Here is a 19,020-nt window from a genome sequence, read left to right as displayed (position 1 = left end):
TCCTACCGCGCCCGCACCAGGGAAACCCCGGTGAGAAGCTCCGGGCCCTCCTCCGTCACCAAGACGGTGTTCTCGTAGTGGGCGGCGAGGTTGCCAGGTCCGGCGCTCGCCGTCCAGCCATCTTCCAATATTACCACAGAAGCCGGGCGTAGGGTGACCATGGGCTCGAGGGCCAGGGTCATGCCCGGCCGGATCTTGGGGCCCGTTCCCGGCTTGCCGAAGTTGGGCACCTGAGGGTCCTCGTGGATCTCCCGCCCCACCCCGTGCCCCACGAACTCCCGCACCACCCCGTAGCCCCGGCTCTCCAGAAAGGTCTGCACCGCATGGGCCACGTCCCCAATGCGGAAACCAGGCCTAAGATACTTCAACCCCTCAAAGAAGGCCGCCTCCGTGTCCCGGATGAGCCTTTCCGCCTCCGGGGAAACCCTGCCCACCGGGAAGGTGCGGGCCATATCCGCGGCAAAGCCCCCGTAGATGAGGCCCACGTCCACGGAAAGGATATCCCCTTCCTTCAGGGGCTCCTCCGAGGGGATGCCGTGGACCACCACCTCGTTCACCGAGGTGCAGAGGGTGGCGGGAAACCCGTAAAGGCCCAGGAAGGCCGGCTTGGCCTTGCGCTTTTTTATGGCCTCGTAGGCGATCCGGTCCAGCTCCTTGGTGGTGATGCCGGGCTCCACATGCCGGCCCACCTCCTCCACCACCTCGGTGAGGAGGGCACCCGCCTCCCGCATGCGCTCAATCTCCCATGGACTCTTCAGCTTGATGGCCATCAGATTCCCAGGGCTGCCCGGATGCGGGCGTAGACCTCATCGGGGGTACCCAGGCCGTCCACCCGCCTCAAGGCACCCGTTTTTTCATAATACTGCACCAAGGGCTCGGTTTTCTCCCGGTAGACCCGGAGCCGGTGCCGGATGGTCTCCTCGTTGTCGTCCGAGCGCCCCTCGAGCTCCGCCCGCCTTAACATGCGGCGCACCAGCTCCTCCTCAGGCACCTCCACCAAGACCACCCCGAGGAGCCGGGTGCCCGTTTCCTGGAGAAGGCGATCCAGGGCCTCCGCTTGAGGTATGGTGCGGGGAAAGCCGTCGAAGATCACCCGCTCCGAAAGCTCCTCCCGGATAAGGGCCAGGATGAGCTCATCCGGAACCAGATCCCCCCGGTCCATGATGGGCTTCACCTGCTGCCCCAGGGGCGTGCCCCGGGCCACATGGTCCCGGAGGATGTCCCCGGTGGAGAGCTTCTTAAAGCCCAGCTCCTCCGCCAACCTGGCCGCCTGGGTGCCCTTTCCCGCCCCCGGCGGCCCCAAGAAGATCACCGCTTCCCCCATCCTCCCTCCTAGCGCGTGCGGCCACGGATGCGGCCCTTGGAAAGGAACCCCTCGTAGTTCCTCAGCATCAGCTGGCTCTCAATCTGCCGCAAGGTATCCAGGGCCACGCCCACCACGATGAGAAGGCCGATGCCGGAAAAGGCGATGCTCTTCACCCCGGTAAGGTTCTGGATGATCTGAGGGAGCAGGGCCACCAGGCCCAGGAACAAGGCGCCCCAGAGGGTGAGGCGGGAGACGATGTGCTCCAGGAACTTCACCGTGGGTTCCCCGGGGCGGATGCCGGGAATGAAACCCCCGTACTCCCGCAAGGACTCGGCGATGCGCTTGGGGTCAAACTGTACCGCCGTGTACACGTAAGTAAAGAAGACGATGAGCACCACCTCTATAAGGAGGCCGGGAAAGCGGGTGGGGTTGAAGAAGTTGGCGATGGCCTGGAGCACCTGGTTGTCCTGGAAGGGGGCGGTAAGGAAGATGGGAATCTGCAAAATGGCGGCAGCGAAGACAATGGGGATGACGCCGGCAGCGTTCAGCTTGATGGGGATGTAGGTGGCCTGCCCCCCGTAGACCCTCCTGCCCACCACCTTCCTGGCGTACTGGACGGGAATGCGCCTTTCCGCCTGCTGCACCGCCGCCATCCCGGCGAAGGCCAAGACGATAAAGGCCAGGAAAAAGAGGAAGGCCACCAGGTTCACCTCTCCCGTGCGGATGAGGCCTGCGGTGCGCACAAGCTGGGGCAACCATTCCACCACGATCCCCGCGAAGATGATCATGCTGGTGCCGTTGCCGATGCCGTACTCGGTGATGCGCTCCGCCATCCAGAGAAGGAGGGCGATGCCCGCCACCTGGGTGACCACCACCACCAGCCAGAAGAAGGGACCGGGTGCCCAGCCAGGCAGCAGGAAACGCCCCCCCTCCGCCCCCAGGAAGGCGGTGGCCAGAAAGAAACCCTGGAAAGCCCCCAGAGCGATGCCGCCGATCCGGGTGTACTGGTTGATGATGCGGCGGCCCTCCTCACCCTCCTTGGAAAGCTTCTCCAGGGTGGGAATCACATTGACCAAAAGCTGCATGATGATGGCGGCGGTGATGTAGGGCATGATTCCCAGGGCGAAGATGGAGAAGCGCTCAAAGTTACCGCCCGAAAAGAGGTTGATGATGCCGAAAACCCCTCCCTGGGTGGTGCGCAGGAACTCCTGGATCTTGTCCAGGTCCACCCCCGGGGTGGGGATAAAGGCCCCCAGGCGGTAGGCGGCCAACACCAGCAGGGTGAAGAGGATCCGCTGGCGCAGTTCGGGAATGGCCAGGGCGCTCCGGAAGGCCTTAAGCATCCTAAGCCTCCTTGGGTGCTTGCCCTTCGGGCGAGGGAGCCAGGAGGACGGCCTCGCCGCCCGCAGCCTTTAGCTTCTCCAGGGCGGTCTTGGAAAAGGCGTGGGCCACCACCCTAAGGGGCTTGGCCTCCCCTTCCCCCAGCACCTTAAGCCGGTAGCCCTTCTTCAGGATTCCAGCCTGGACCAGCACCTCCGGGGTCACCTCCCCGTCGAAGCGGGCCAGGTCCCTCAGGTTCACCCCCTGGTACTTGGGCCTCTTGATCTCCCCGGGCACCTGTCCCTGCATGCCCCGCTTGGGCAGGCGCATCAGGGTGGTGGAGCGCCCCCCCTCAAAGCGGCGGGGATCCTTGAGGCCACCGGAGCGGGACTTCTGCCCCTTATGACCCCGGGTGGCCGTCTTGCCGTGGCCGGAGCCAGGGCCCCGCCCCACCCGCTTCCGCCTCTTGTTGGCCCCAGGATTGGGTTTTAGATCGGTAAGCTTCATTCCAGCACCTCCACCCGCACAAGGTGGGCCACCTTCTTGATGTTGCCCAGTATGGCGGGATGGTCCTCGAGGACCTTTTCCCTGTGGAGCTTGGTCAGCCCCAGGGCTTTCAAGGCCGCCTTTTGGTCCTTGGGATAGCCGATGGGGCTCTTCACCAACTTAACCTTGAGCTTGGCCATCACTCCTCCCCACCCTTCCGCAGGCGCTCCACATCCTGCTTGGTCTTAAGCTGCCTGAGGGCCTCCATGGTGGCGTAGGCGATGTTGATGGGGTTGCGGCTCCCCAGCTCCTTGGTGAGGATATCCGTGATCCCCGCCAGCTCCAGGATGGCCCGGGGCACTGCCCCCGCAATCACCCCCGTGCCCGGGGCAGCAGGCTTCAGGAGAATCTTGGAGGCTCCGTACTCCACCTCGATCTCGTGGGGAATGGTGCCGTTTTGGATGGGTACCTCCACCATGTTGCGGCGGGCATAGTACCCCGCCTTCTGCACCGCCAGCGGAACTTCTTTGGCCTTGCCCAGGCCCAAGCCCACCCGGCCCTGCCGGTCACCCACCACCACCAAGGCCCCGAAGCGGAAGCGGCGGCCACCCTGGTAGGTCTTGGCGGTGCGCCGCACCAGGATCATCTTCTCTTCAAAGTCGGTCTCGGGCATGCTTCCTCCTCGCTAAGCGACCTAGAACTCCAGGCCCCCTTCTCTGGCCCCTTCCGCCAGAGCCTTTACCCGGCCGTGGTACCTGTAGGGGCCACGGTCAAAAGCCACCTTGGTGATCCCCAACGCCTTGGCCTTCTCCGCCAGGGCCCGCCCCACCTGCCGGGCCACCTCGGTCTTGTTGCCCTTCAGCTTCAGGGCCAGGCTGGACTCGGCCACCAGGGTATGGCCCTTCTCGTCATCGATGATCTGGGCGTAGATGTGGTTAAGGCTCCGGAAGACGGACAGGCGGAGCCGGCCCGTGCGCTTGATGCGGTTACGCACCCGGAACTTGCGGCGTTCGTATGCGGTAAGCCGTGCCATGGTTCCCCCTACTTCTTGGCCCCGGCCTTGCCGGGCTTAAGGCGGACGGGCTCGCCCGCGTAGTAAATGCCCTTCTCGTGGTAGGCGCTGGGCTTCTTGATGGCGCGCAGGTTGGCGGCCACCTGGCCCACCTTCTGCTTGTCTATGCCCAGAACGCGGATCTTGGTGGGCTCGGGCACCTCGAAGGTGATGCCCTCCGGGGGCTCCACCACCACGGGGTGGCTAAAGCCCACGGTGAGCTCCACCGCCCGTCCCGCAAGCCGGGCCCGGTAGCCGATGCCCTTGATGAGGAGCTCCTTCACGTACCCCTCGGAAACCCCCTTGATGGCGTTGGCGATGAGGGTCCGGGTGAGGCCATGGAGGCTTTTGTGGCGCCTCTCGTCCGAGGGCCGCTCCACCCGCACCACCCCTCCGTCCACCACCACCCGCATCTCCGGGGAGATGGGCACGGAAAGTTCGCCCTTGGGGCCTTTCACCTTGACGAGCCCCGGGGTCACCTCCACAGTGACCCCCTTGGGCAAGGGAATGGGAAGCCGGCCAATCCTAGACATCACCACACCTCGCAGATAAGCTCCCCGCCCACGCCCAGACGCCGGGCCTCCCGGTCGGTAAGGACGCCCTTGGGCGTGGACAGGATGGCAATCCCCAGGCCGCGGCGCACCCGGGGAATCTCCTTGACCCCCACGTACACCCGTCGCCCAGGACGGCTGATGCGACGGATGTGGTTGATGACCTGTTCGGGCCGGGGATCAGGTCCCTGGCGCCTGGGCCCATACTTGAGGTGGATGCGCAAAACAGGCTTGCCGTCCACCTCCACCCGCTCGTACCCCTTGATGAAGCCCTCCCGCGCCAGGATCTTGAGGATCTCCTCCTTGAAGCGGGAGGCGGGTACCTCGGTGCTCTCCTTGTAGACCCGGGTGGCGTTCCGAATCCGGGTCAGCATGTCGGCAATGGGGTCCGTCAACATTTCCTCTCTCCTTTTACCTCACTCCTGGACCATGCGGTCTCGAGGGAACCCCCCCGACCGGCCACGGCCTACCAGCTGGCCTTCTTCACCCCGGGAAGCTGCCCCTTGTGGGCCAGCTCCCTAAGGCAAATCCGGCAGAGCCCGAAGTAGCGGTACACGCTCCTGGCCCTCCCACAGCGCACGCAACGGGTGTAGGCCCGCACCTTGAACTTGGGGGTACGCTTGGCCTTTTCGATCAACGCTTTTCTCGCCATGCTCGCCTCACTTGCGGAAGGGGAAGCCCAGAAGCTCCAAAAGGGCCCTGGCCTCCTCATCGGTCCGGGCGGTGGTCACCACCGCGATGTCCATTCCCCGAAGGGCGTCCACCATATCGTAGGTGATCTCCGGGAAGATGAGCTGCTCCCTCAATCCCAGGTTGTAGTTGCCGCGGCCGTCAAAGCTACCTGGGTTCACCCCCCGGAAGTCGCGGATGCGGGGAAGGGCCACGGAAAGGAGCTTCTCCAGGAAGATCCACATCCGATCGCCGCGCAGGGTAACCCTGAGGCCGATGGGCATCCCCTTGCGGAGCTTGAAGTTGGAGATGGACTTCTTGGCCCGGGTTATGGCCGGCTTCTGGCCAGTGATGAGGGCAAGCTCCTGGGAAGCCTTCTCCAGGATGCGGGCATCCTCCTTGGCCTCCCCCAGCCCCTGGTTGATCACCACCTTCTCCAGCCGGGGAACCTCCCAGATGTTCTGGTAGCCGAAGCGGCGGATGAGCTCGGGCCGTACCTCCTCGTAGTACTTCTTCTTCAGCGCAACCTCTAGCGGCATCTTATCCCTCCACGTCCAAAGCCCCGCCGCACTTGGCGCACACCCGGATCTTGCGGCCGTTTTCCAGGAGCTTCTTCCGCACCCGGGTGGGCTTGCCGCACGCGGGGCAGATGGGGCGCACCTTGGAGGCATGCAGGGGAGCTTCCTGCTCCACAAAGCCACCCTGGGGGTGCTGGGGGCTCACCCGCACCGCCTTCTTAACGATGTTCACCCCCTCCACGATGACCGCCCCCTTCTTGGGCAGCACGGCCTTCACCTTGCCCACCTGGCCCTTGTACTTGCCGGAGGCCACCAGAACCATGTCCCCCTTCTTCACATGTAGCTTGGCCTGCATCAGAGCACCTCCGGAGCCAGGGAGACGATCTTCATGAAGCCCTTTTCCCGGAGCTCCCGTGCCACGGGGCCGAAGACGCGGGTGCCCCGGGGCTCTAGCTGGTTGTTGATGATGACGGCGGCGTTGTCGTCAAAGCGGATGGCGGAGCCATCGGGGCGCTTGACCTCCTTTTGGGTGCGCACCACCACCGCCTTCACCACGTCGCCTTCCTTCACCGCCCCCCGGGGGATGGCCTCCTTGACGCTGGCCACGATGATGTCCCCCACGGTGGCGTACTTGGCGTTGGAGCCCTTAAGCACGCGGATGCACATGATCTTGCGGGCCCCGGTGTTGTCGGCCACCTCCAGGTAGGTCTGGGGCTGGATCATGCCTTACCTCCCCGCTTGGAAAGGCTGGCGTAGTTCTGCCTACGCACCAGGTACTTCTCCACCAGGTCCAGCCTGCCCCCCTCCACCAGGCGCAAGACCCTAAAGCGTTTGCGCTTGGAGATGGGGCGGGACTCGATGATCTCCACCACGTCCCCCACCTTGTACTTCCCCTCGGGGTCGTGGGCCAGGTACTTTTTGGAGCGCTTGATCACCTTGCCGTAGAGGGGGTGGGGAAACTGGCGCTCCACCAGTACCGAAACGGTCTTCTGCATCTTGTCGCTCACCACCACCCCGGTCAGCACCTTCTTAGGCATTGGCCCTCCTCCTCTCGTTCAGGATCGTGAGGAGCCGGGCGATGAGGCGCCGGGTCTCCCGGATCCTGTGGTTCTGGGAGAGCTGGCCGATGGAGGCCTGGAAGCGAAGCTCCATCAGCTCCCGCTTCTTCTCCCGAACCAGCTTCTCGATCTCACTGGGAGAGAGCTTGCGGATCTCACTGGGCTTCATCGTAGGCGTCCCTCCTCACGATCTTGGTCTTGATGGGAAGCTTGTGGCCGGCGATGCGCAAGGCCTCGAGGGCCTGCTCCTCGGTGACGCCCGCCACCTCGAACATCACCCGGCCCGGCTTCACCACCGCCACATACCCTTCCACGTTGCCCTTACCCTTACCCATCCGCACCTCGAGGGGCTTCTTGGTGTAGGGCTTGTCGGGGAAGATGCGGATGAAGATCTTGCCCCCGCGGCGGAAGTGGCGCACCATGGCCACACGGGCCGCCTCAATCTGCTGGGAGGTGATCCAGGCGGGCTCCATGGCCACCAGGCCGAAGTCCCCGAAGGCCACGTAATCACCCCCCTTGGCCGCCCCCTTCATGCGACCCCGGTGCTGCTTGCGGTACTTCATGCGCCTGGGCATCAACATGGCCTACTCCTCCTTCTTCACGCGCACCGCTGGGCGGCGGCGGCGGGGCTTTTCCTCCGCCCTCGGCCCCTCGGGGCGGGCCTTGGGCTTCTGTCCGCCGATCACCTCGCCCAGGAACACGTAGGCCTTGACCCCCAGCACCCCGTAGGTGGTGCGGGCCAAAGCGAAGCCGTAGTCTATGTTAGCACGAAGGGTGTGAAGGGGCACCCGGCCCTCGGCGGCCCACTCCGTGCGGGCCTGCTCGGCGCCGCCGATGCGGCCGGAGACGATCACCTTGGCTCCCTTGGCCCCCGCCTCCATGACCCGCTGCACCGCCTGCTTGATGGCCCGCCGCACGGCAAAGCGGCGCTCGATCTGCTCCGCCACCCGCTGGGCCACCAAAGGAGCGGAGAGGTTGGGGTTGTGGATCTCTTGAACGTTCAGGGCCACGTTCTTGCCGGTGAGCTGGGAAAGGGTGTCCCTCAGGACCTTGATCTTCTCCCCGCCCCGGCCGATGACCACACCCGGCTTGGCCACGTGCACGGTCACGGCCACGTTGTCCGCGGCCCGTTCGATGTCGATGCGGGCCAAACCAGCCGGGTAGAGCTCCTTGGTGAGGACCTCGCGGATCCTCTGGTCCTCCACCAGGAGGTGGCGGTACTGCTTCTTGCCCGCATACCAGCGGGACTCCCAGTCCCGGGTGATACCGAGCCTGAACCCAATGGGGTGGATCTTATTTCCCATGTTTCTCTCCCAAGATCACCGTGATGTGGCTGGTCCTCTTCTTGATGATGTCCGCCCGGCCCCGGGCCCGGGGAAGCACCCTTTTCAAAGCGGGCCCCTCGTCCACAAAGGCCGCCTTCACGAAAAGCCGGTCCTCCAGCATGTCGTTGTTGTTGACCGCATTGGCGGCGGCGGACTCCAGCACCTTGGCCACGTAATAGGCCCCCCGCTTAGGGGTGTAGCGCAGGATGGCGCGGGCCTCCTCGAGGCTCTTCCCCCGGATCAGGTCCACTACAAGGCGGACCTTCCTGGGGGAGATGCGCACGTAACGGGCAATGGCTTTCGCTTCCATGGCTACTTCTTCTTGGTGGCCTTAGCCTCTTTCCCGTGCCCCCGGTAGGTGCGGGTGGGGGCAAACTCTCCCAGCTTGTGCCCCACCATGTTCTCGGTGATGTAGACGGGCACATGCTGCTTGCCGTTGTAGACCGCAATGGTATGGCCCACCATCTCGGGAACGATGGTGGAGCGGCGGCTCCAGGTCTTGATGAGCCGCTTTTCCCCCTTGGCGTTCAGCTCCAGCACCTTCTCCAAGAGGTGGTCATCTACGAAAACGCCCTTCTTCAAGCTACGCGGCATGGCTCACCTCACTTCTTGCGGCGGGCGATGATGAAGCGGCTCGAGGGCTTCCGCCGCTTCCTGGTCTTAAGCCCCTTGGTCTGCCAGCCCCAAGGGGAGGCCGGGGGACGGCCCCTGGGTGCCCGGCCCTCACCACCGCCGTGGGGGTGGTCCACCGGGTTCATGGCGGCGCCGCGCACATGGGGCTTGCGGCCCAGCCAGCGGGTGCGCCCCGCCTTGCCCAGGACGATGTTCTTGTGATCGGCGTTGCCCACGGTCCCGATGGTGGCGTAGCACTCCCCGTGCACCTTCCTAAGCTCCCCCGAGGGCAGGCGCAGGATCACGTAATCCCCTTCCCGGCCCTGGATCTGGGTGCTGGTGCCGGCGGAGCGGGCCAGCTTGGCCCCCTTCTTGGGCTCCAGCTCCACCGCATGGACCACGGTGCCCACGGGGATGAAGCGGAGGGGAAGGGCGTTGCCCACCTGGATGGGAGCATCCGGCCCCGCCACCACCTGCTGGCCCACCTGCAGGCCCTCGGGAGCGATGATGTAGCGCTTCTCCCCGTCGGCGTAGTGCAGAAGGGCGATACGGGCGGAGCGGTTGGGGTCGTACTCTATGGCCGCCACCTTGGCGGGGATGCCCGCCTTGTCCCAGCGCTTGAAGTCGATGATGCGGTAAAGCCGCTTGTGGCCGCCCCCCCGGAAGCGCACGGTGATGCGGCCCTGGTTGTTGCGGCCCCCCGTCTTCTTCAGGGGCTTGACCAAGGACTTCTCCGGCTCGGTCTTGGTGATCTCGGAGAAGTCCGCCACCGTCATGAAACGGCGGCTTGGGGTGTAGGGTTTGAACTTCTTGACTGCCATCCTCTATGCCTCCCTTGCCGGATCGGGGCCGGGCCCCCCTCCCGGCTTAGGTTTAGATGAGGCCCTCCAGGGCCTCGATCTTCTGCCCGGCGGCCACCTGCACGATGGCCTTCTTGCGGTCGGGGCGCTTGCCCAGGTAGCGGCCCAGGCGCTTCTTCTTGCCCCGCACCGTCATGGTGTTCACCCCCACCACCTTGACCTTAAAGGCCGCCTCCACGGCGTTTTTGATCTCCGTCTTGGTGGCCTTGGGGTGGACCCAGAAGGTGTACTTGCCCTCGGCGAAGCCGGCGTAAGCCTTTTCGGAAAGCACCGGGGCCAGGATCACGTCAAAGGCGGTCTTCATGCCTCACCCCCCATGCGGGCCTGGAAGGCCTCCCAAGCCGCCAGGTCCATGACCAGGCGCTCGGTGCGCAGGATGTCGTAGACGTTTAACCCCTCCGGCGCCAGGGTCACCACCCAAGGAAGGTTCCGGGCAGCCCGGCGCACCAGCTCGCTGGCCGTCACCAGGAGCACGCTTTCCGATCCATCTAGCCCCGCACCCTTGGCCCAGGCCAAAAACTCCTTGGTCTTGCCGTTAACCCCGGCGAAGTCCTCCACCAGAAGGAGCTTGCCCTCCTTGGCCCGATCGGCCACGGCCATGGCCAACCCCGCCTGCCGCACCTTCTTGGGCAGGGTGTAGCTGTAGTCCCGGGGCTTGGGTCCGAAGACCGTACCCCCGCCCACGAAGATGGGGGCGCCGATGTCCCCGTGGCGGGCCCGCCCGGTGTGCTTCTGGGGATAGATCTTGCGGCTGGAGTAAGCCACCTCGCCCCGGGTCTTGGTGCTGGCCGTCCCCCGGCGCCTTTTCGCCAGCTGCCAGCGCACCACCTCCCATAGGAGATGGGGGTTAACCTCCTGGGGGAGATCGGCGGCAAGCTCCCGCTTGCCGGAAGAGGAGAGAACAGGAATCTGGTACACCATGCCCTCCTTTACTTGGCCACCTTCTTGGTCTGGCGCACCAGCACCAGGCCCCCATTGGGTCCCGGCACGGCCCCCTTGACCAAGAGGAGGTTCTCCTCGGGGATGACGTCCACCACCTCGAGGTTCATCACCGTGACCCGCTCGGCCCCGTAGCGGCCGGCCATCTTCTTGCCCTTGTAGACCCGGCCCGGGGTCTTGCGGTTCCCGATGGACCCGGGGTGGCGGTGGATCTTGTGGGCACCGTGGGAATCGGGGCCGCCGGCGAAGTTCCAGCGCTTCATCACCCCCGCCGTGCCCCGGCCCTTGGAGGTGCCGGTCACGTCCACCCGCTCGCCAGCCTTAAAGATTTCCACGGTCACCACGTCGCCCTCAGGGTTGAAGTCGCGGATCTCCTTCAGGATGCGCACCGGACCCACCCCGGCCCGGGCAAAATGCCCCTTCATGGGCCGGTTGACCCGCTTGGGATTCTGGGGTAGGAAGCCCAGCTGGACGGCCGTGTACCCGTCCTTCTCCGGGGTCCGTCGCTGGACCACAGGGCAGGGCCCAGCCAGGATCACGGTGACGGGAATGGCCCGGTCCTCCCGGTAAATCCGGGTCATGCCCACCTTCATGCCCAGGATGCCCTTCATTTGCCACCCCCCACGGTCTTGATCTCAATCTCCACCCCGGTGGGCAGGTCTAAGGACATGAGGCTCTCGATGGTCTTGCGGTTGGGGTTCAGGATGTCCACCAGGCGGTGGTGGGTGCGAAGCTCAAAGTGCTCCCGGGAGTCCTTGTGCTTGAAAGGACCCCGGATCACGGTGAAGCGCCGCACCCGGGTGGGCAGGGGCACGGGACCCGAGACCTGGGCCCCGGAGCGCCGGGCGGCCTCCACGATCTTCTGGGCCGAGGCGTCCAGGGTCTTGTGGTCAAAGCCCCGTAGCTTGATGCGGATCTTGGGCATGCTTCACCTCACTCCAGGATCTTGGTGACCACGCCGGCGCCCACGGTCCGCCCACCCTCGCGAATGGCAAACCGCAATCCCTCCTCCAACGCCACCGGCTTGATCAGCTCCACCGTAAACGTCACGTTGTCCCCCGGCATCACCATCTCCACCCCAGAGGGCAACTCCACCACCCCCGTCACATCCGTCGTCCGAAAGTAAAACTGCGGACGGTACCCAGAAAAAAACCCCGTGTGCCTACCCCCCTCCTCCTTCTTCAAGATGTACACCGAGGCCTCAAACTTCGTGTGCGGCGTAATGCTCCCAGGCTTCGCCAGCACCTGCCCCCGCTCCACTTCCTCCCGGCTTACACCCCGGAGCAACAAACCTACATTGTCCCCAGCAATCCCCTCCTGCAGCGTCTTACGGTGCATCTCCACACCCGTCACCACCGTCTTCCGCGTCTCAGGAGCCAAACCCACAATCTCCACCTCGTCCCCAACCTTCACCTTCCCACGCTCAATACGACCCGTGGCCACCGTCCCACGACCCGTGATCGTAAACACGTCCTCCACCGGCATCAAGAACGGCTTGTCCACGTCCCGCACCGGCGTGGGAATGTACTCGTCAATCGCGTCCAACAACTCCCAAATCTTATCCACCCACTCGTTCTCCCCACGCTTCGTCTGGGGATTCTTGTGCATCTGCTCCAGCGCCAAAAGCGCGCTCCCGCGAATCACCGGAACCTCGTCCCCAGGAAATTCGTACTGGTTCAGGAGGTCCCGCACCTCCATCTCCACCAGGTCCAAAAGTTCCGGGTCGTCCACCATGTCCACCTTGTTCATGAACACCACGATGTACGGCACCCCCACCTGGCGAGCCAGCAAAATGTGCTCCCGCGTCTGCGGCATCGGTCCGTCCGCCGCCGACACCACCAGAATCGCCCCGTCCATCTGCGCCGCACCCGTGATCATGTTCTTGATGTAGTCCGCGTGCCCGGGGCAATCCACGTGCGAATAGTGCCGCTTCGCCGTCTCGTATTCCACATGCGCCGTGTTGATGGTAATCCCCCGCGCACGCTCCTCCGGCGCCTTGTCAATCTCCCCGTAGTCCTTCACCTCCACGTTCGGGTTCTCCGCCGCCGCCACAAACGTCAAAGCCGCAGTCAGCGTCGTCTTCCCGTGGTCCACGTGCCCAATCGTCCCCACATTCACGTGAGGCTTCGTACGGATAAACTCGCCCTTGGCCATCTTCGCTCTCCTTTCCGTATGCGGGGCAGGCCCGAAGGCCCACCCCCAGGCATTCCTACTGACCCTTGATGAGCTTCTCCTGCACCTGCTTGGGGACTTCCTGGTAGTGGTCGAAGAACATGACGAAGGAGCCCCGGCCCTGCGTCTTGGAGCGCAGGTCGGTGGCGTAGCCGAACATCTCCGCCAGGGGCACGTAGGCCCGGATCACCTGGGCGTTCCCCCTGGGCTCCATGCCCAGGATCTGGCCCCGGCGGGAGTTCAGGTCGCCGATCACGTCGCCCATGTACTCCTCGGGGGTGATGACCTCCACCCGCATGATGGGCTCGAGGATCACGGGATCCCCCTTCTGCACCGCCTCCTTGATGGCCATGGAGCCCGCGATCTTGAAGGCCATCTCGCTGGAGTCCACCTCGTGGTAGGAGCCGTCGTAGAGGGTCACCTTCACGTCCACCACGGGGAAGCCGATCAGAGGGCCCGACTGCATGGCCTCCTCGATGCCCTTCTGCACCGCAGGGATGTACTCCTTGGGGATCACCCCGCCCACGATGGCGTTGACGAACTCAAAGCCCGACCCTCGAGGCAAAGGCTCGGCCTTGATCTTCACGTGGCCGTACTGGCCGCGGCCACCGGTCTGGCGGATGAACTTGCCCTCCACGTCCACCGGGCGGGTGATGGTCTCGCGGTAGGCCACCTGGGGCTTGCCCACGTTGGCGTCCACCTTGAACTCCCGCTTCAGGCGGTCCACGATGATCTCCAGGTGGAGCTCCCCCATCCCGCTGATGATGGTCTGGCCGGTTTCGGGGTGGGTGGAAACGCGGAAGGTAGGGTCCTCCTCCGCCAGGCGGGCCAGGGCCTGGGAAAGCTTGTCCTGGTCCGCTTTGGTCTTGGGCTCAATGGCCACGTCGATGACGGGCTCGGGCACCTCAATGGACTCCAGGACGATGCGCGGGGCATCCTCGCCCACCAGGGTGTCCCCGGTGATGGTCTCCTTAAGGCCCACCACCGCCCCCAGGTCGCCGGCTTTGAGCTCCTCCACCTCCTCGCGGTGGTTGGCGTGCATGCGAAGAAGCCGGGCCACCCGCTCCTTACGGCCTTTGGTGGTGTTGTAGACGTAGGAGCCCGAGGTGAGGGTGCCGGAGTAGACGCGGATGAAGGTGAGGCGGCCCACGTAGGGGTCGGCCATGATCTTGAAGGCCAAGGCGGCCAGGGGGCCGTCGGGGTCGGGGTAGATCTCCACCTCGTTCCCCTCGGGCGTGGTGCCCTTGATGGGGGGGATGTCCAAGGGGGAGGGCAGGTAATCCACCACCGCATCCAGGAGAAGCTGGACCCCTTTGTTCTTCAAAGCGGATCCCAGGAACACGGGGGTAATCTGGATGGCGATGGTGCCCTTGCGGATGGCCGCCACCAGCTCCTCCTCGGTGGGCTCCTCGCCCTCCAAGTACTTCAGCATGACGTTTTCGTCAAAGTCGGCGGCAGCTTCGATCAACTTCTCGTGGTACTCCCGGGCCTGGGCCAGGTACTCCTCGGGGATGGGAACCTCGCGGATATCCGTGCCCAGGTCGTTGCCGTAGGTATAGGCCTTCATCCTTAGGACGTCGATGATCCCGGAGAAGGTATCCTCACGGCCGATGGGGAGCTGCATGACCACGGGCCTCGCCCCCAGGCGCTCCTGCATGGTGCGGATCACCAGCCAGAGGTCGGCCCCCGTCTTGTCCATCTTGTTGGCGAAGGCGATGCGGGGAACCTTGTACTTCTCCGCCTGGCGCCAGACGGTCTCGGACTGGGGCTCCACCCCCTGGCTGGAGTCGAAGACCACGATGGCCCCGTCCAGAACCCGCATGGAGCGCTCCACCTCGATGGTAAAGTCCACGTGGCCCGGGGTATCGATGATGTTGATGCGGTGGTCCTTCCAGAAGCAGGTGGTCACGGCAGCGGTGATGGTGATGCCCCGCTCCCGCTCCTGCTCCATGAAGTCCATGGTGGCCGCACCCTCGTGCACCTCACCGATCTTGTGGATCTTGCCGGTGTAGTAAAGGATGCGCTCCGTGGTGGTGGTCTTACCGGCATCGATATGGGCGGCGATGCCGATGTTGCGGAGCCTCTTTAGGTCGTACTCTACCTTAACCGCCATGGCTTACCACCGGTAGTGGGCGTAGGCGCGGTTGGCCTCGGCCATGCGCTCCACGTCCTCCTTCTTCTTGACCGCTCCGCCCTTGCCCTCGGCCGCATCCATGAGTTCATGGGCGATGCGCACGGCCGCCCCCCGCTCGGAACGGGCGTTGGCCGCCTGGACCAGCCAGCGCAGGGCCAAGGACTGCTGCCTCCTGGGGGAGACCTCCATGGGCACCTGGTAGTTGGCCCCACCCACGCGGCGGGAACGCACCTCCATCCGGGGCTTCACGTTCTCCACCGCCTGCTTAAAGACCTTCAAAGGCTCCTGCCCGGTCTTCTCCTGGATGATGCGGCAGGCATCGTAGAAGATGCGGGCGGCCAGGTTCTTCTTGCCATCCCGCATGATCTTGTTGATGAAGGCCGACACCACCACATCCCCGTAGACCAGGTCGGGCTGGAGTTGGCGTACCTCTGCTCTTCTTCTCCGTGCCATAGCTCACCTACTTCTTCTTGGCCGGAGCCGCGCCCTTGGTCTCCTTGGGCTTCTTGGTTCCGTACTTGGAGCGGCTCTTCTTGCGGTCCTTCACGCCCTGGGTGTCGTAGACCCCGCGGACGATGTGGTAGCGCACACCCGGCAGGTCCTTCACACGGCCACCCCGGATGAGGACCACGGAGTGCTCCTGCAGGTTGTGCCCCTCGCCGGGAATGTAGGCGGTCACCTCGTACCCGGAGGTAAGGCGCACCTTGGCCACCTTACGCAAGGCGGAGTTGGGCTTCTTGGGGGTTACGGTGCGCACCACGGTGCACACCCCCCGGCGGAAGGGCGAGCCCTTCAAGGCCGGAACCTTGCTCTTCTTCTGGACCTTCTCGCGGCCCTTTCTGACCAGCTGGTTGATCGTCGGCAGTGCCACCACTCCCTTCTTCTTGGACTTGCCCCCGTGTTCTCAAGATCCACCCGGGGGAAGCGCCTTCCCCCGACGTTCGCCCACACAGGGCAGCACCCTCAGGACCAGGGGGCTGGCCCTGAGGGCCCTCAACTTGACTAGTGTACAGGGCAAGAGGCATTTTGGCAAGCGAGGCAAAGGAAAACCCCGCCAGCCGGCGGGGCTTAAAGGGATGGGCTTGGCCTGGAGCCGGTGGCCGGATTCGAACCGGCGGCCTACCGCTTACGAGGCGGTTGCTCTACCGCTGAGCTACACCGGCCCGCCCTAAAGAGTCTAGGGCAGGAGGCTCTTTTTGGCAACTACCTGAGCACCACCCCGGGCTGGACCCTTAGGGCCCGGAAGAGGGGCAAAAGGGCGGAAAGGAAGGTGGCGACCAGGCTTGCGCCGCTCACCAGAAGGAAGTCGGAAAGGCGCATCTCCACGGGCAGGTGGGTGAGGAAGTAAAGCTCCCCGGGAAGGTCCACCGGGCGGAGGGAAAGGTAGAGGCAAAGAAGATACCCCAAGAGATTGCCCAGAAGAACCCCCCCGATTCCCAGAAAAATCCCTTCCAGGGCGAAGACCATCCCCACAGTGAGCCTCGAGGCGCCCATGGCCCGAAGAAGGGCGATTTCGGGGGTCTTCTCCACCACCTTGAACACCAGAAGGTTGGCCACCCCCAGGGCGGCCACCGCCACAATCAGGAAGATCAGGATGCCCAGGACCCGCTTCTGCAGGGAAAGCTGCTCCAAAAGGGTGCGCTGGGTGTCCTGCCAGGCCTGGGGGAAAAAACGGGTGCCGGCAAGGGCCACCCCTATCTCCTTGGCCCGCCAGGGGTCCTTAAGGCGCACCTGGTACCCCTGGGCCCGTATGCCGGAAAGCCTCTCCACCGTTTTCAGGTCCACGAAGGCATAGGCGGAGTCCAGGAGGTAGTTTCCCGTGCGAAACGCCCCCAAGACCCTTAGCTCCACCCGCTCCTGGGTGGCGGACATGGCGTAGAGCCTGTCCCCCACGAAGGCTCCCAGGGATTGTTGCAGGGCCGAGCCCAGGTAGATGCCCCCGGGTTCCAGCCTTAAGCCCAGCTCCGGATAAAGGGCTTCCCCGCCTTGGCCCAGGCCCACCAGGGTGGCGAAGTCCACCCCCGGGCCCCTGGCGCCCTCCGCCGGACGGGTTAAAAGGGCCTTGGTGGCGGCGAAGGGAGCGTAGGCTTCCACCTCCGGGTGTTCCCGTGTGGGAAAGGGGGGAAGCTCCTCGCTCAGGCTGAAGAGGACCAGGTGGGGATAGGCCTTCAAGGTGGCCCGCACCAGGCCGCTTACAAAGCCATTGGTGAGGGAAAGGGCGGTGAGGAGGACCGCCACCCCCACCCCCACCCCCAAAAGGGCCAGCCCCGTCTGCAGGGGTCTACGCCGAAGGTGGGCCAGGGCCAGGAAGAAGGCGAAGCGCACGCCCTAAGGATAAGGAAACTCTTGGCCTTTAGCGCCTGGGGTACTCCACCACCTCGAGGCTCACCACCCTGCGGCCAAAGCGCAGGGCTGTGGCCCGGTCGGGAAGCCAGACGTCCACCTTCTCCCGCATCCTGGGGTGCATCACGTCGGCCACCACGAAGATGCGGTCCCGGAAAAGGTAGTCAAACTGCCCGCGGCCCCGGCCGTACACGGAACCCAGGTCCTTAAGGCGCACCTTGGTGCCGTAGGGCAAAACCTTAAGGAGGTCCGGACTTACCGCCAAAACCCCCAGGCGGGTACGCATCCCCGTGGCGGTGATGAAAGGCGTGGCGTCGGTCTCCCGCACGCTGGAGGTGTAGGCGGTGGCCTCGAGGACCATGGTCTTCTGGCCCGCCATCTGGGCCCAGGCCCCGGCAACGGCCAGGGCAGAGAAGAGCAAGATCAGCAAACCCCGCATAGCGCCCCTGAGTATGCGGGTCAATCCTGGAGCTTCCTGAGAAGGATGAGGGGGTAGCCTCATCCTGGCTACCCCCCAAGCCTATTAGAACGTTTACAAAAACTCAGATTTCCCCACTCTAAGGGACGCTCTGGCAAGAAGAAGCATGAGAAAATGCTTAGCTCCCTTTAGTCCTCCCTCAGTTATCCTTCAAGGGCTTAGGGACAGGGGTTAGAGGAGATCTCCAGGCTGTACCGCCCGCTATTCTCCTCGTCAAACCCGGCCCGGGCCAGACCCCGGTCACGCACCACGAGAAGGGTGGCTGGGCTGATCTGGGCGCAATTCATCACGGGATCCAAGGTCAGGGGGTTGGGGTCTGCGGGGGAAAGGTAGAGGCGGGCCACCAGGTCCAAGGGACCGGAGTAGGTAAGGCGCAGGTACCCCGTGGCCGAGGCCACGTCATAGCGGTCAAACTCGCCCACGAACTCTATGGCCCCCTGCTTGGTCCCGGTGGTGAAGGCTTCCCCGTTTCCTGCAGGGTTGGGGGTAAAGGCGTCGGCGTACAGGGTCACCTGGTCCTTGCTTAAGGCGTAGTTTTCCACCCTTAGGTAAAAGACCTGGCCTTCCTGGCCCTTAAAGTTCAGGCGGTACCCGAGGTCGGTGGTGATCTGGGGCCGTAAGGAAAGGGGCGCAAGCTCCTGCCTGGCGGCAAACCAGTTCCGGGCCACGCTCACCGCCTGCACCACCCCCTGTTGGTCCAAAAGCACCAGGCGAAGCTGGGCCCTTAGTTGGAGATCGGCGGAAACCGCACTTACCCGCACCGCCCCATCCTGAGGAAGAACGATACGGTACACCCTCACCCCGGGGCGGAGCTCCCCACCGCTTTCCTGGGCAGGGGGAAGTTGGGCAATGGCATACCCTCCTACGGGCAGGTCCCCGCTCACCGGTGGAGCGCCTTGCAGGTTACAGGCCGTAAGCACCAAGGCCACAAGGCCGGCAAGAAAACCCCTGGCTATTCCTGGCCTATCCCACCACATAAATCCCCCTTCTCCTTAAGGATACCTAGGGAAAGGGGGAAGGAGCTTAAGCTTTCTTTAGAGAAAAGAGGGGGTGTGGGGGAGCTATAATCCCCCGGTTTTTAAACCGGGGATACATGGACTCCCCCACATCCACCACAGGTGGACACGGATTTGGTACAATGTTCTTGGGGGCAAAGTTCCCCGTGGACCTTGAAACTTGGAGTAGGGGGTTCCATCGG

31 protein-coding genes and 1 tRNA gene are annotated in these 19,020 nt (G+C 64.4%); all 32 read right to left on the bottom strand.

Annotated features, from left to right (window positions below; all coding sequences use genetic code 11):
- Nucleotides 1-2: 2 nt before the first annotated feature.
- Nucleotides 3-770: a type I methionyl aminopeptidase gene (map, locus tag MI302_RS02040; RefSeq protein ID WP_239726062.1), complete on the bottom strand. Its 768-nt coding sequence runs from the start codon at nucleotides 768-770 to the stop codon at nucleotides 3-5.
- Entirely contained in the window at nucleotides 770-1,324 is a 555-nt protein-coding gene (locus MI302_RS02035) for an adenylate kinase (RefSeq protein WP_239726061.1), read from the bottom strand. Before MI302_RS02035 ends, map begins: the two co-directional genes overlap by 1 nt.
- Nucleotides 1,325-1,332: 8 nt before the next feature.
- Nucleotides 1,333-2,649 carry a preprotein translocase subunit SecY gene (secY, locus tag MI302_RS02030; RefSeq protein WP_126165308.1) on the bottom strand — a complete coding sequence of 439 codons (1,317 nt, stop codon included), beginning with the start codon at nucleotides 2,647-2,649 and terminating at the stop codon, nucleotides 1,333-1,335.
- Nucleotide 2,650: 1 nt separating this feature from the next.
- On the bottom strand, nucleotides 2,651-3,133 hold the full coding sequence (rplO, locus tag MI302_RS02025) for a 50S ribosomal protein L15 (RefSeq protein WP_015718091.1): 483 nt from the start codon (nucleotides 3,131-3,133) through the stop codon (nucleotides 2,651-2,653).
- On the bottom strand, nucleotides 3,130-3,312 hold the full coding sequence (gene rpmD, locus MI302_RS02020; protein WP_015718092.1) for a 50S ribosomal protein L30: 183 nt from the start codon (nucleotides 3,310-3,312) through the stop codon (nucleotides 3,130-3,132). The genes rplO and rpmD overlap by 4 nt, the downstream gene beginning before the upstream one ends.
- Entirely contained in the window at nucleotides 3,312-3,785 is a 474-nt protein-coding gene (rpsE, locus tag MI302_RS02015; RefSeq protein ID WP_015718093.1) for a 30S ribosomal protein S5, read from the bottom strand. Before rpsE ends, rpmD begins: the two co-directional genes overlap by 1 nt.
- 21 nt (nucleotides 3,786-3,806) lie before the next feature.
- Nucleotides 3,807-4,145, bottom strand: a complete 339-nt coding sequence (gene rplR, locus MI302_RS02010) for a 50S ribosomal protein L18 (RefSeq protein ID WP_126165309.1) — start codon at nucleotides 4,143-4,145, stop codon at nucleotides 3,807-3,809.
- An 8-nt stretch (nucleotides 4,146-4,153) separates the two neighbouring features.
- On the bottom strand, nucleotides 4,154-4,696 hold the full coding sequence (gene rplF, locus MI302_RS02005) for a 50S ribosomal protein L6 (protein ID WP_038030051.1): 543 nt from the start codon (nucleotides 4,694-4,696) through the stop codon (nucleotides 4,154-4,156).
- Nucleotides 4,696-5,112 (bottom strand): 30S ribosomal protein S8, encoded by a 417-nt coding sequence (gene rpsH, locus MI302_RS02000; protein WP_015718096.1) that lies wholly within the window; start codon nucleotides 5,110-5,112, stop codon nucleotides 4,696-4,698. Before rpsH ends, rplF begins: the two co-directional genes overlap by 1 nt.
- Nucleotides 5,113-5,180: 68 nt before the next feature.
- Nucleotides 5,181-5,366, bottom strand: a complete 186-nt coding sequence (locus MI302_RS01995) for a type Z 30S ribosomal protein S14 (protein ID WP_003043922.1) — start codon at nucleotides 5,364-5,366, stop codon at nucleotides 5,181-5,183.
- 7 nt (nucleotides 5,367-5,373) lie between these two features.
- Complete coding sequence (rplE, locus tag MI302_RS01990; protein ID WP_019550489.1) at nucleotides 5,374-5,922, bottom strand: 50S ribosomal protein L5; 549 nt, start codon at nucleotides 5,920-5,922, stop codon at nucleotides 5,374-5,376.
- Between the two features lies 1 nt (nucleotide 5,923).
- Nucleotides 5,924-6,256 (bottom strand): 50S ribosomal protein L24, encoded by a 333-nt coding sequence (gene rplX, locus MI302_RS01985; RefSeq protein WP_019550490.1) that lies wholly within the window; start codon nucleotides 6,254-6,256, stop codon nucleotides 5,924-5,926.
- Nucleotides 6,256-6,624, bottom strand: coding sequence for a 50S ribosomal protein L14 (gene rplN / locus MI302_RS01980; protein WP_239726060.1), 369 nt, complete (start codon nucleotides 6,622-6,624; stop codon nucleotides 6,256-6,258). Before rplN ends, rplX begins: the two co-directional genes overlap by 1 nt.
- Entirely contained in the window at nucleotides 6,621-6,938 is a 318-nt protein-coding gene (gene rpsQ, locus MI302_RS01975) for a 30S ribosomal protein S17 (protein ID WP_015718100.1), read from the bottom strand. Before rpsQ ends, rplN begins: the two co-directional genes overlap by 4 nt.
- Nucleotides 6,931-7,128, bottom strand: a complete 198-nt coding sequence (rpmC, locus tag MI302_RS01970; RefSeq protein WP_015718101.1) for a 50S ribosomal protein L29 — start codon at nucleotides 7,126-7,128, stop codon at nucleotides 6,931-6,933. Before rpmC ends, rpsQ begins: the two co-directional genes overlap by 8 nt.
- Complete coding sequence (rplP, locus tag MI302_RS01965; protein WP_015718102.1) at nucleotides 7,115-7,540, bottom strand: 50S ribosomal protein L16; 426 nt, start codon at nucleotides 7,538-7,540, stop codon at nucleotides 7,115-7,117. The genes rpmC and rplP overlap by 14 nt, the downstream gene beginning before the upstream one ends.
- Before the next feature lie 3 nt (nucleotides 7,541-7,543).
- The gene (gene rpsC, locus MI302_RS01960; protein ID WP_015718103.1) at nucleotides 7,544-8,263 is read right to left on the bottom strand and encodes a 30S ribosomal protein S3; all 720 of its coding nucleotides are present in this window, start codon (nucleotides 8,261-8,263) and stop codon (nucleotides 7,544-7,546) included.
- A complete protein-coding gene (gene rplV, locus MI302_RS01955) occupies nucleotides 8,253-8,594 on the bottom strand; it encodes a 50S ribosomal protein L22 (protein ID WP_239726059.1) in 342 nt (113 codons plus the stop codon). Before rplV ends, rpsC begins: the two co-directional genes overlap by 11 nt.
- Nucleotides 8,595-8,596: 2 nt before the next feature.
- A complete protein-coding gene (gene rpsS / locus MI302_RS01950; protein ID WP_011173711.1) occupies nucleotides 8,597-8,878 on the bottom strand; it encodes a 30S ribosomal protein S19 in 282 nt (93 codons plus the stop codon).
- Between the two features lie 8 nt (nucleotides 8,879-8,886).
- Nucleotides 8,887-9,717 carry a 50S ribosomal protein L2 gene (rplB, locus tag MI302_RS01945; protein ID WP_015718105.1) on the bottom strand — a complete coding sequence of 277 codons (831 nt, stop codon included), beginning with the start codon at nucleotides 9,715-9,717 and terminating at the stop codon, nucleotides 8,887-8,889.
- A gap of 52 nt (nucleotides 9,718-9,769) precedes the next feature.
- Nucleotides 9,770-10,060, bottom strand: coding sequence for a 50S ribosomal protein L23 (locus tag MI302_RS01940; protein WP_015718106.1), 291 nt, complete (start codon nucleotides 10,058-10,060; stop codon nucleotides 9,770-9,772).
- On the bottom strand, nucleotides 10,057-10,677 hold the full coding sequence (rplD, locus tag MI302_RS01935; protein WP_019550492.1) for a 50S ribosomal protein L4: 621 nt from the start codon (nucleotides 10,675-10,677) through the stop codon (nucleotides 10,057-10,059). Before rplD ends, MI302_RS01940 begins: the two co-directional genes overlap by 4 nt.
- An 8-nt stretch (nucleotides 10,678-10,685) precedes the next feature.
- Nucleotides 10,686-11,306 (bottom strand): 50S ribosomal protein L3, encoded by a 621-nt coding sequence (rplC, locus tag MI302_RS01930; protein WP_019550493.1) that lies wholly within the window; start codon nucleotides 11,304-11,306, stop codon nucleotides 10,686-10,688.
- Entirely contained in the window at nucleotides 11,303-11,620 is a 318-nt protein-coding gene (rpsJ, locus tag MI302_RS01925) for a 30S ribosomal protein S10 (RefSeq protein ID WP_015718109.1), read from the bottom strand. The genes rplC and rpsJ overlap by 4 nt, the downstream gene beginning before the upstream one ends.
- Nucleotides 11,621-11,628: 8 nt before the next feature.
- Nucleotides 11,629-12,849 carry an elongation factor Tu gene (gene tuf, locus MI302_RS01920; RefSeq protein ID WP_015716104.1) on the bottom strand — a complete coding sequence of 407 codons (1,221 nt, stop codon included), beginning with the start codon at nucleotides 12,847-12,849 and terminating at the stop codon, nucleotides 11,629-11,631.
- 55 nt (nucleotides 12,850-12,904) lie between these two features.
- Nucleotides 12,905-14,980 carry an elongation factor G gene (fusA, locus tag MI302_RS01915; RefSeq protein ID WP_239726058.1) on the bottom strand — a complete coding sequence of 692 codons (2,076 nt, stop codon included), beginning with the start codon at nucleotides 14,978-14,980 and terminating at the stop codon, nucleotides 12,905-12,907.
- 3 nt (nucleotides 14,981-14,983) lie between these two features.
- Complete coding sequence (gene rpsG / locus MI302_RS01910) at nucleotides 14,984-15,454, bottom strand: 30S ribosomal protein S7 (RefSeq protein WP_015718111.1); 471 nt, start codon at nucleotides 15,452-15,454, stop codon at nucleotides 14,984-14,986.
- Nucleotides 15,455-15,461: 7 nt separating this feature from the next.
- Nucleotides 15,462-15,866, bottom strand: coding sequence for a 30S ribosomal protein S12 (gene rpsL, locus MI302_RS01905; RefSeq protein ID WP_038059159.1), 405 nt, complete (start codon nucleotides 15,864-15,866; stop codon nucleotides 15,462-15,464).
- Nucleotides 15,867-16,089: 223 nt separating this feature from the next.
- A tRNA-Thr gene (locus MI302_RS01900) sits at nucleotides 16,090-16,164 on the bottom strand.
- 40 nt (nucleotides 16,165-16,204) lie between these two features.
- Nucleotides 16,205-17,326 (bottom strand): FtsX-like permease family protein, encoded by a 1,122-nt coding sequence (locus MI302_RS01895; protein WP_239726057.1) that lies wholly within the window; start codon nucleotides 17,324-17,326, stop codon nucleotides 16,205-16,207.
- A gap of 28 nt (nucleotides 17,327-17,354) precedes the next feature.
- Nucleotides 17,355-17,783, bottom strand: coding sequence for a 3D domain-containing protein (locus MI302_RS01890; protein ID WP_239726056.1), 429 nt, complete (start codon nucleotides 17,781-17,783; stop codon nucleotides 17,355-17,357).
- Between the two features lie 197 nt (nucleotides 17,784-17,980).
- The gene (locus MI302_RS01885) at nucleotides 17,981-18,799 is read right to left on the bottom strand and encodes a hypothetical protein (protein ID WP_239726055.1); all 819 of its coding nucleotides are present in this window, start codon (nucleotides 18,797-18,799) and stop codon (nucleotides 17,981-17,983) included.
- Nucleotides 18,800-19,020: the final 221 nt, after the last annotated feature.

It is taken from the genome of Thermus sp. NEB1569 (assembly GCF_022385295.1).
In the GTDB taxonomy this organism is placed as follows: Bacteria; Deinococcota; Deinococci; order Deinococcales; family Thermaceae; genus Thermus; species Thermus scotoductus.
The sequence above is the reverse complement of the archived record's forward strand: the minus strand, read 5'-3'. Positions and strand labels throughout refer to the sequence as shown.

Coding starts and splice junctions, on each gene's coding strand:
- rpmC (WP_015718101.1), bottom strand. CDS start 7,128: ATGAAGCCCAGTGAGATCCGCAAGCTCTCTCCCAGTGAGATCGAGAAG.
- rpsJ (WP_015718109.1), bottom strand. CDS start 11,620: ATGCCCAAGATCCGCATCAAGCTACGGGGCTTTGACCACAAGACCCTG.
- rpsS (WP_011173711.1), bottom strand. CDS start 8,878: ATGCCGCGTAGCTTGAAGAAGGGCGTTTTCGTAGATGACCACCTCTTG.
- MI302_RS01885 (WP_239726055.1), bottom strand. CDS start 18,799: ATGTGGTGGGATAGGCCAGGAATAGCCAGGGGTTTTCTTGCCGGCCTT.
- MI302_RS01890 (WP_239726056.1), bottom strand. CDS start 17,783: ATGCGGGGTTTGCTGATCTTGCTCTTCTCTGCCCTGGCCGTTGCCGGG.
- rpsQ (WP_015718100.1), bottom strand. CDS start 6,938: ATGCCTAAGAAGGTGCTGACCGGGGTGGTGGTGAGCGACAAGATGCAG.
- rplF (WP_038030051.1), bottom strand. CDS start 4,696: ATGTCTAGGATTGGCCGGCTTCCCATTCCCTTGCCCAAGGGGGTCACT.
- fusA (WP_239726058.1), bottom strand. CDS start 14,980: ATGGCGGTTAAGGTAGAGTACGACCTAAAGAGGCTCCGCAACATCGGC.
- rplX (WP_019550490.1), bottom strand. CDS start 6,256: ATGCAGGCCAAGCTACATGTGAAGAAGGGGGACATGGTTCTGGTGGCC.
- rplV (WP_239726059.1), bottom strand. CDS start 8,594: ATGGAAGCGAAAGCCATTGCCCGTTACGTGCGCATCTCCCCCAGGAAG.
- rpsH (WP_015718096.1), bottom strand. CDS start 5,112: ATGTTGACGGACCCCATTGCCGACATGCTGACCCGGATTCGGAACGCC.
- secY (WP_126165308.1), bottom strand. CDS start 2,649: ATGCTTAAGGCCTTCCGGAGCGCCCTGGCCATTCCCGAACTGCGCCAG.
- rpsG (WP_015718111.1), bottom strand. CDS start 15,454: ATGGCACGGAGAAGAAGAGCAGAGGTACGCCAACTCCAGCCCGACCTG.
- rplC (WP_019550493.1), bottom strand. CDS start 11,306: ATGAAGGGCATCCTGGGCATGAAGGTGGGCATGACCCGGATTTACCGG.
- map (WP_239726062.1), bottom strand. CDS start 770: ATGGCCATCAAGCTGAAGAGTCCATGGGAGATTGAGCGCATGCGGGAG.
- rplP (WP_015718102.1), bottom strand. CDS start 7,540: ATGTTGATGCCCAGGCGCATGAAGTACCGCAAGCAGCACCGGGGTCGC.
- MI302_RS01940 (WP_015718106.1), bottom strand. CDS start 10,060: ATGAAGACCGCCTTTGACGTGATCCTGGCCCCGGTGCTTTCCGAAAAG.
- rpsE (WP_015718093.1), bottom strand. CDS start 3,785: ATGCCCGAGACCGACTTTGAAGAGAAGATGATCCTGGTGCGGCGCACC.
- MI302_RS02035 (WP_239726061.1), bottom strand. CDS start 1,324: ATGGGGGAAGCGGTGATCTTCTTGGGGCCGCCGGGGGCGGGAAAGGGC.
- rplR (WP_126165309.1), bottom strand. CDS start 4,145: ATGGCACGGCTTACCGCATACGAACGCCGCAAGTTCCGGGTGCGTAAC.
- MI302_RS01995 (WP_003043922.1), bottom strand. CDS start 5,366: ATGGCGAGAAAAGCGTTGATCGAAAAGGCCAAGCGTACCCCCAAGTTC.
- rplD (WP_019550492.1), bottom strand. CDS start 10,677: ATGGTGTACCAGATTCCTGTTCTCTCCTCTTCCGGCAAGCGGGAGCTT.
- tuf (WP_015716104.1), bottom strand. CDS start 12,849: ATGGCCAAGGGCGAGTTTATCCGTACGAAGCCTCACGTGAATGTGGGG.
- rplN (WP_239726060.1), bottom strand. CDS start 6,624: ATGATCCAGCCCCAGACCTACCTGGAGGTGGCCGACAACACCGGGGCC.
- rpsC (WP_015718103.1), bottom strand. CDS start 8,263: ATGGGAAATAAGATCCACCCCATTGGGTTCAGGCTCGGTATCACCCGG.
- rplE (WP_019550489.1), bottom strand. CDS start 5,922: ATGCCGCTAGAGGTTGCGCTGAAGAAGAAGTACTACGAGGAGGTACGG.
- rplO (WP_015718091.1), bottom strand. CDS start 3,133: ATGAAGCTTACCGATCTAAAACCCAATCCTGGGGCCAACAAGAGGCGG.
- rpmD (WP_015718092.1), bottom strand. CDS start 3,312: ATGGCCAAGCTCAAGGTTAAGTTGGTGAAGAGCCCCATCGGCTATCCC.
- rplB (WP_015718105.1), bottom strand. CDS start 9,717: ATGGCAGTCAAGAAGTTCAAACCCTACACCCCAAGCCGCCGTTTCATG.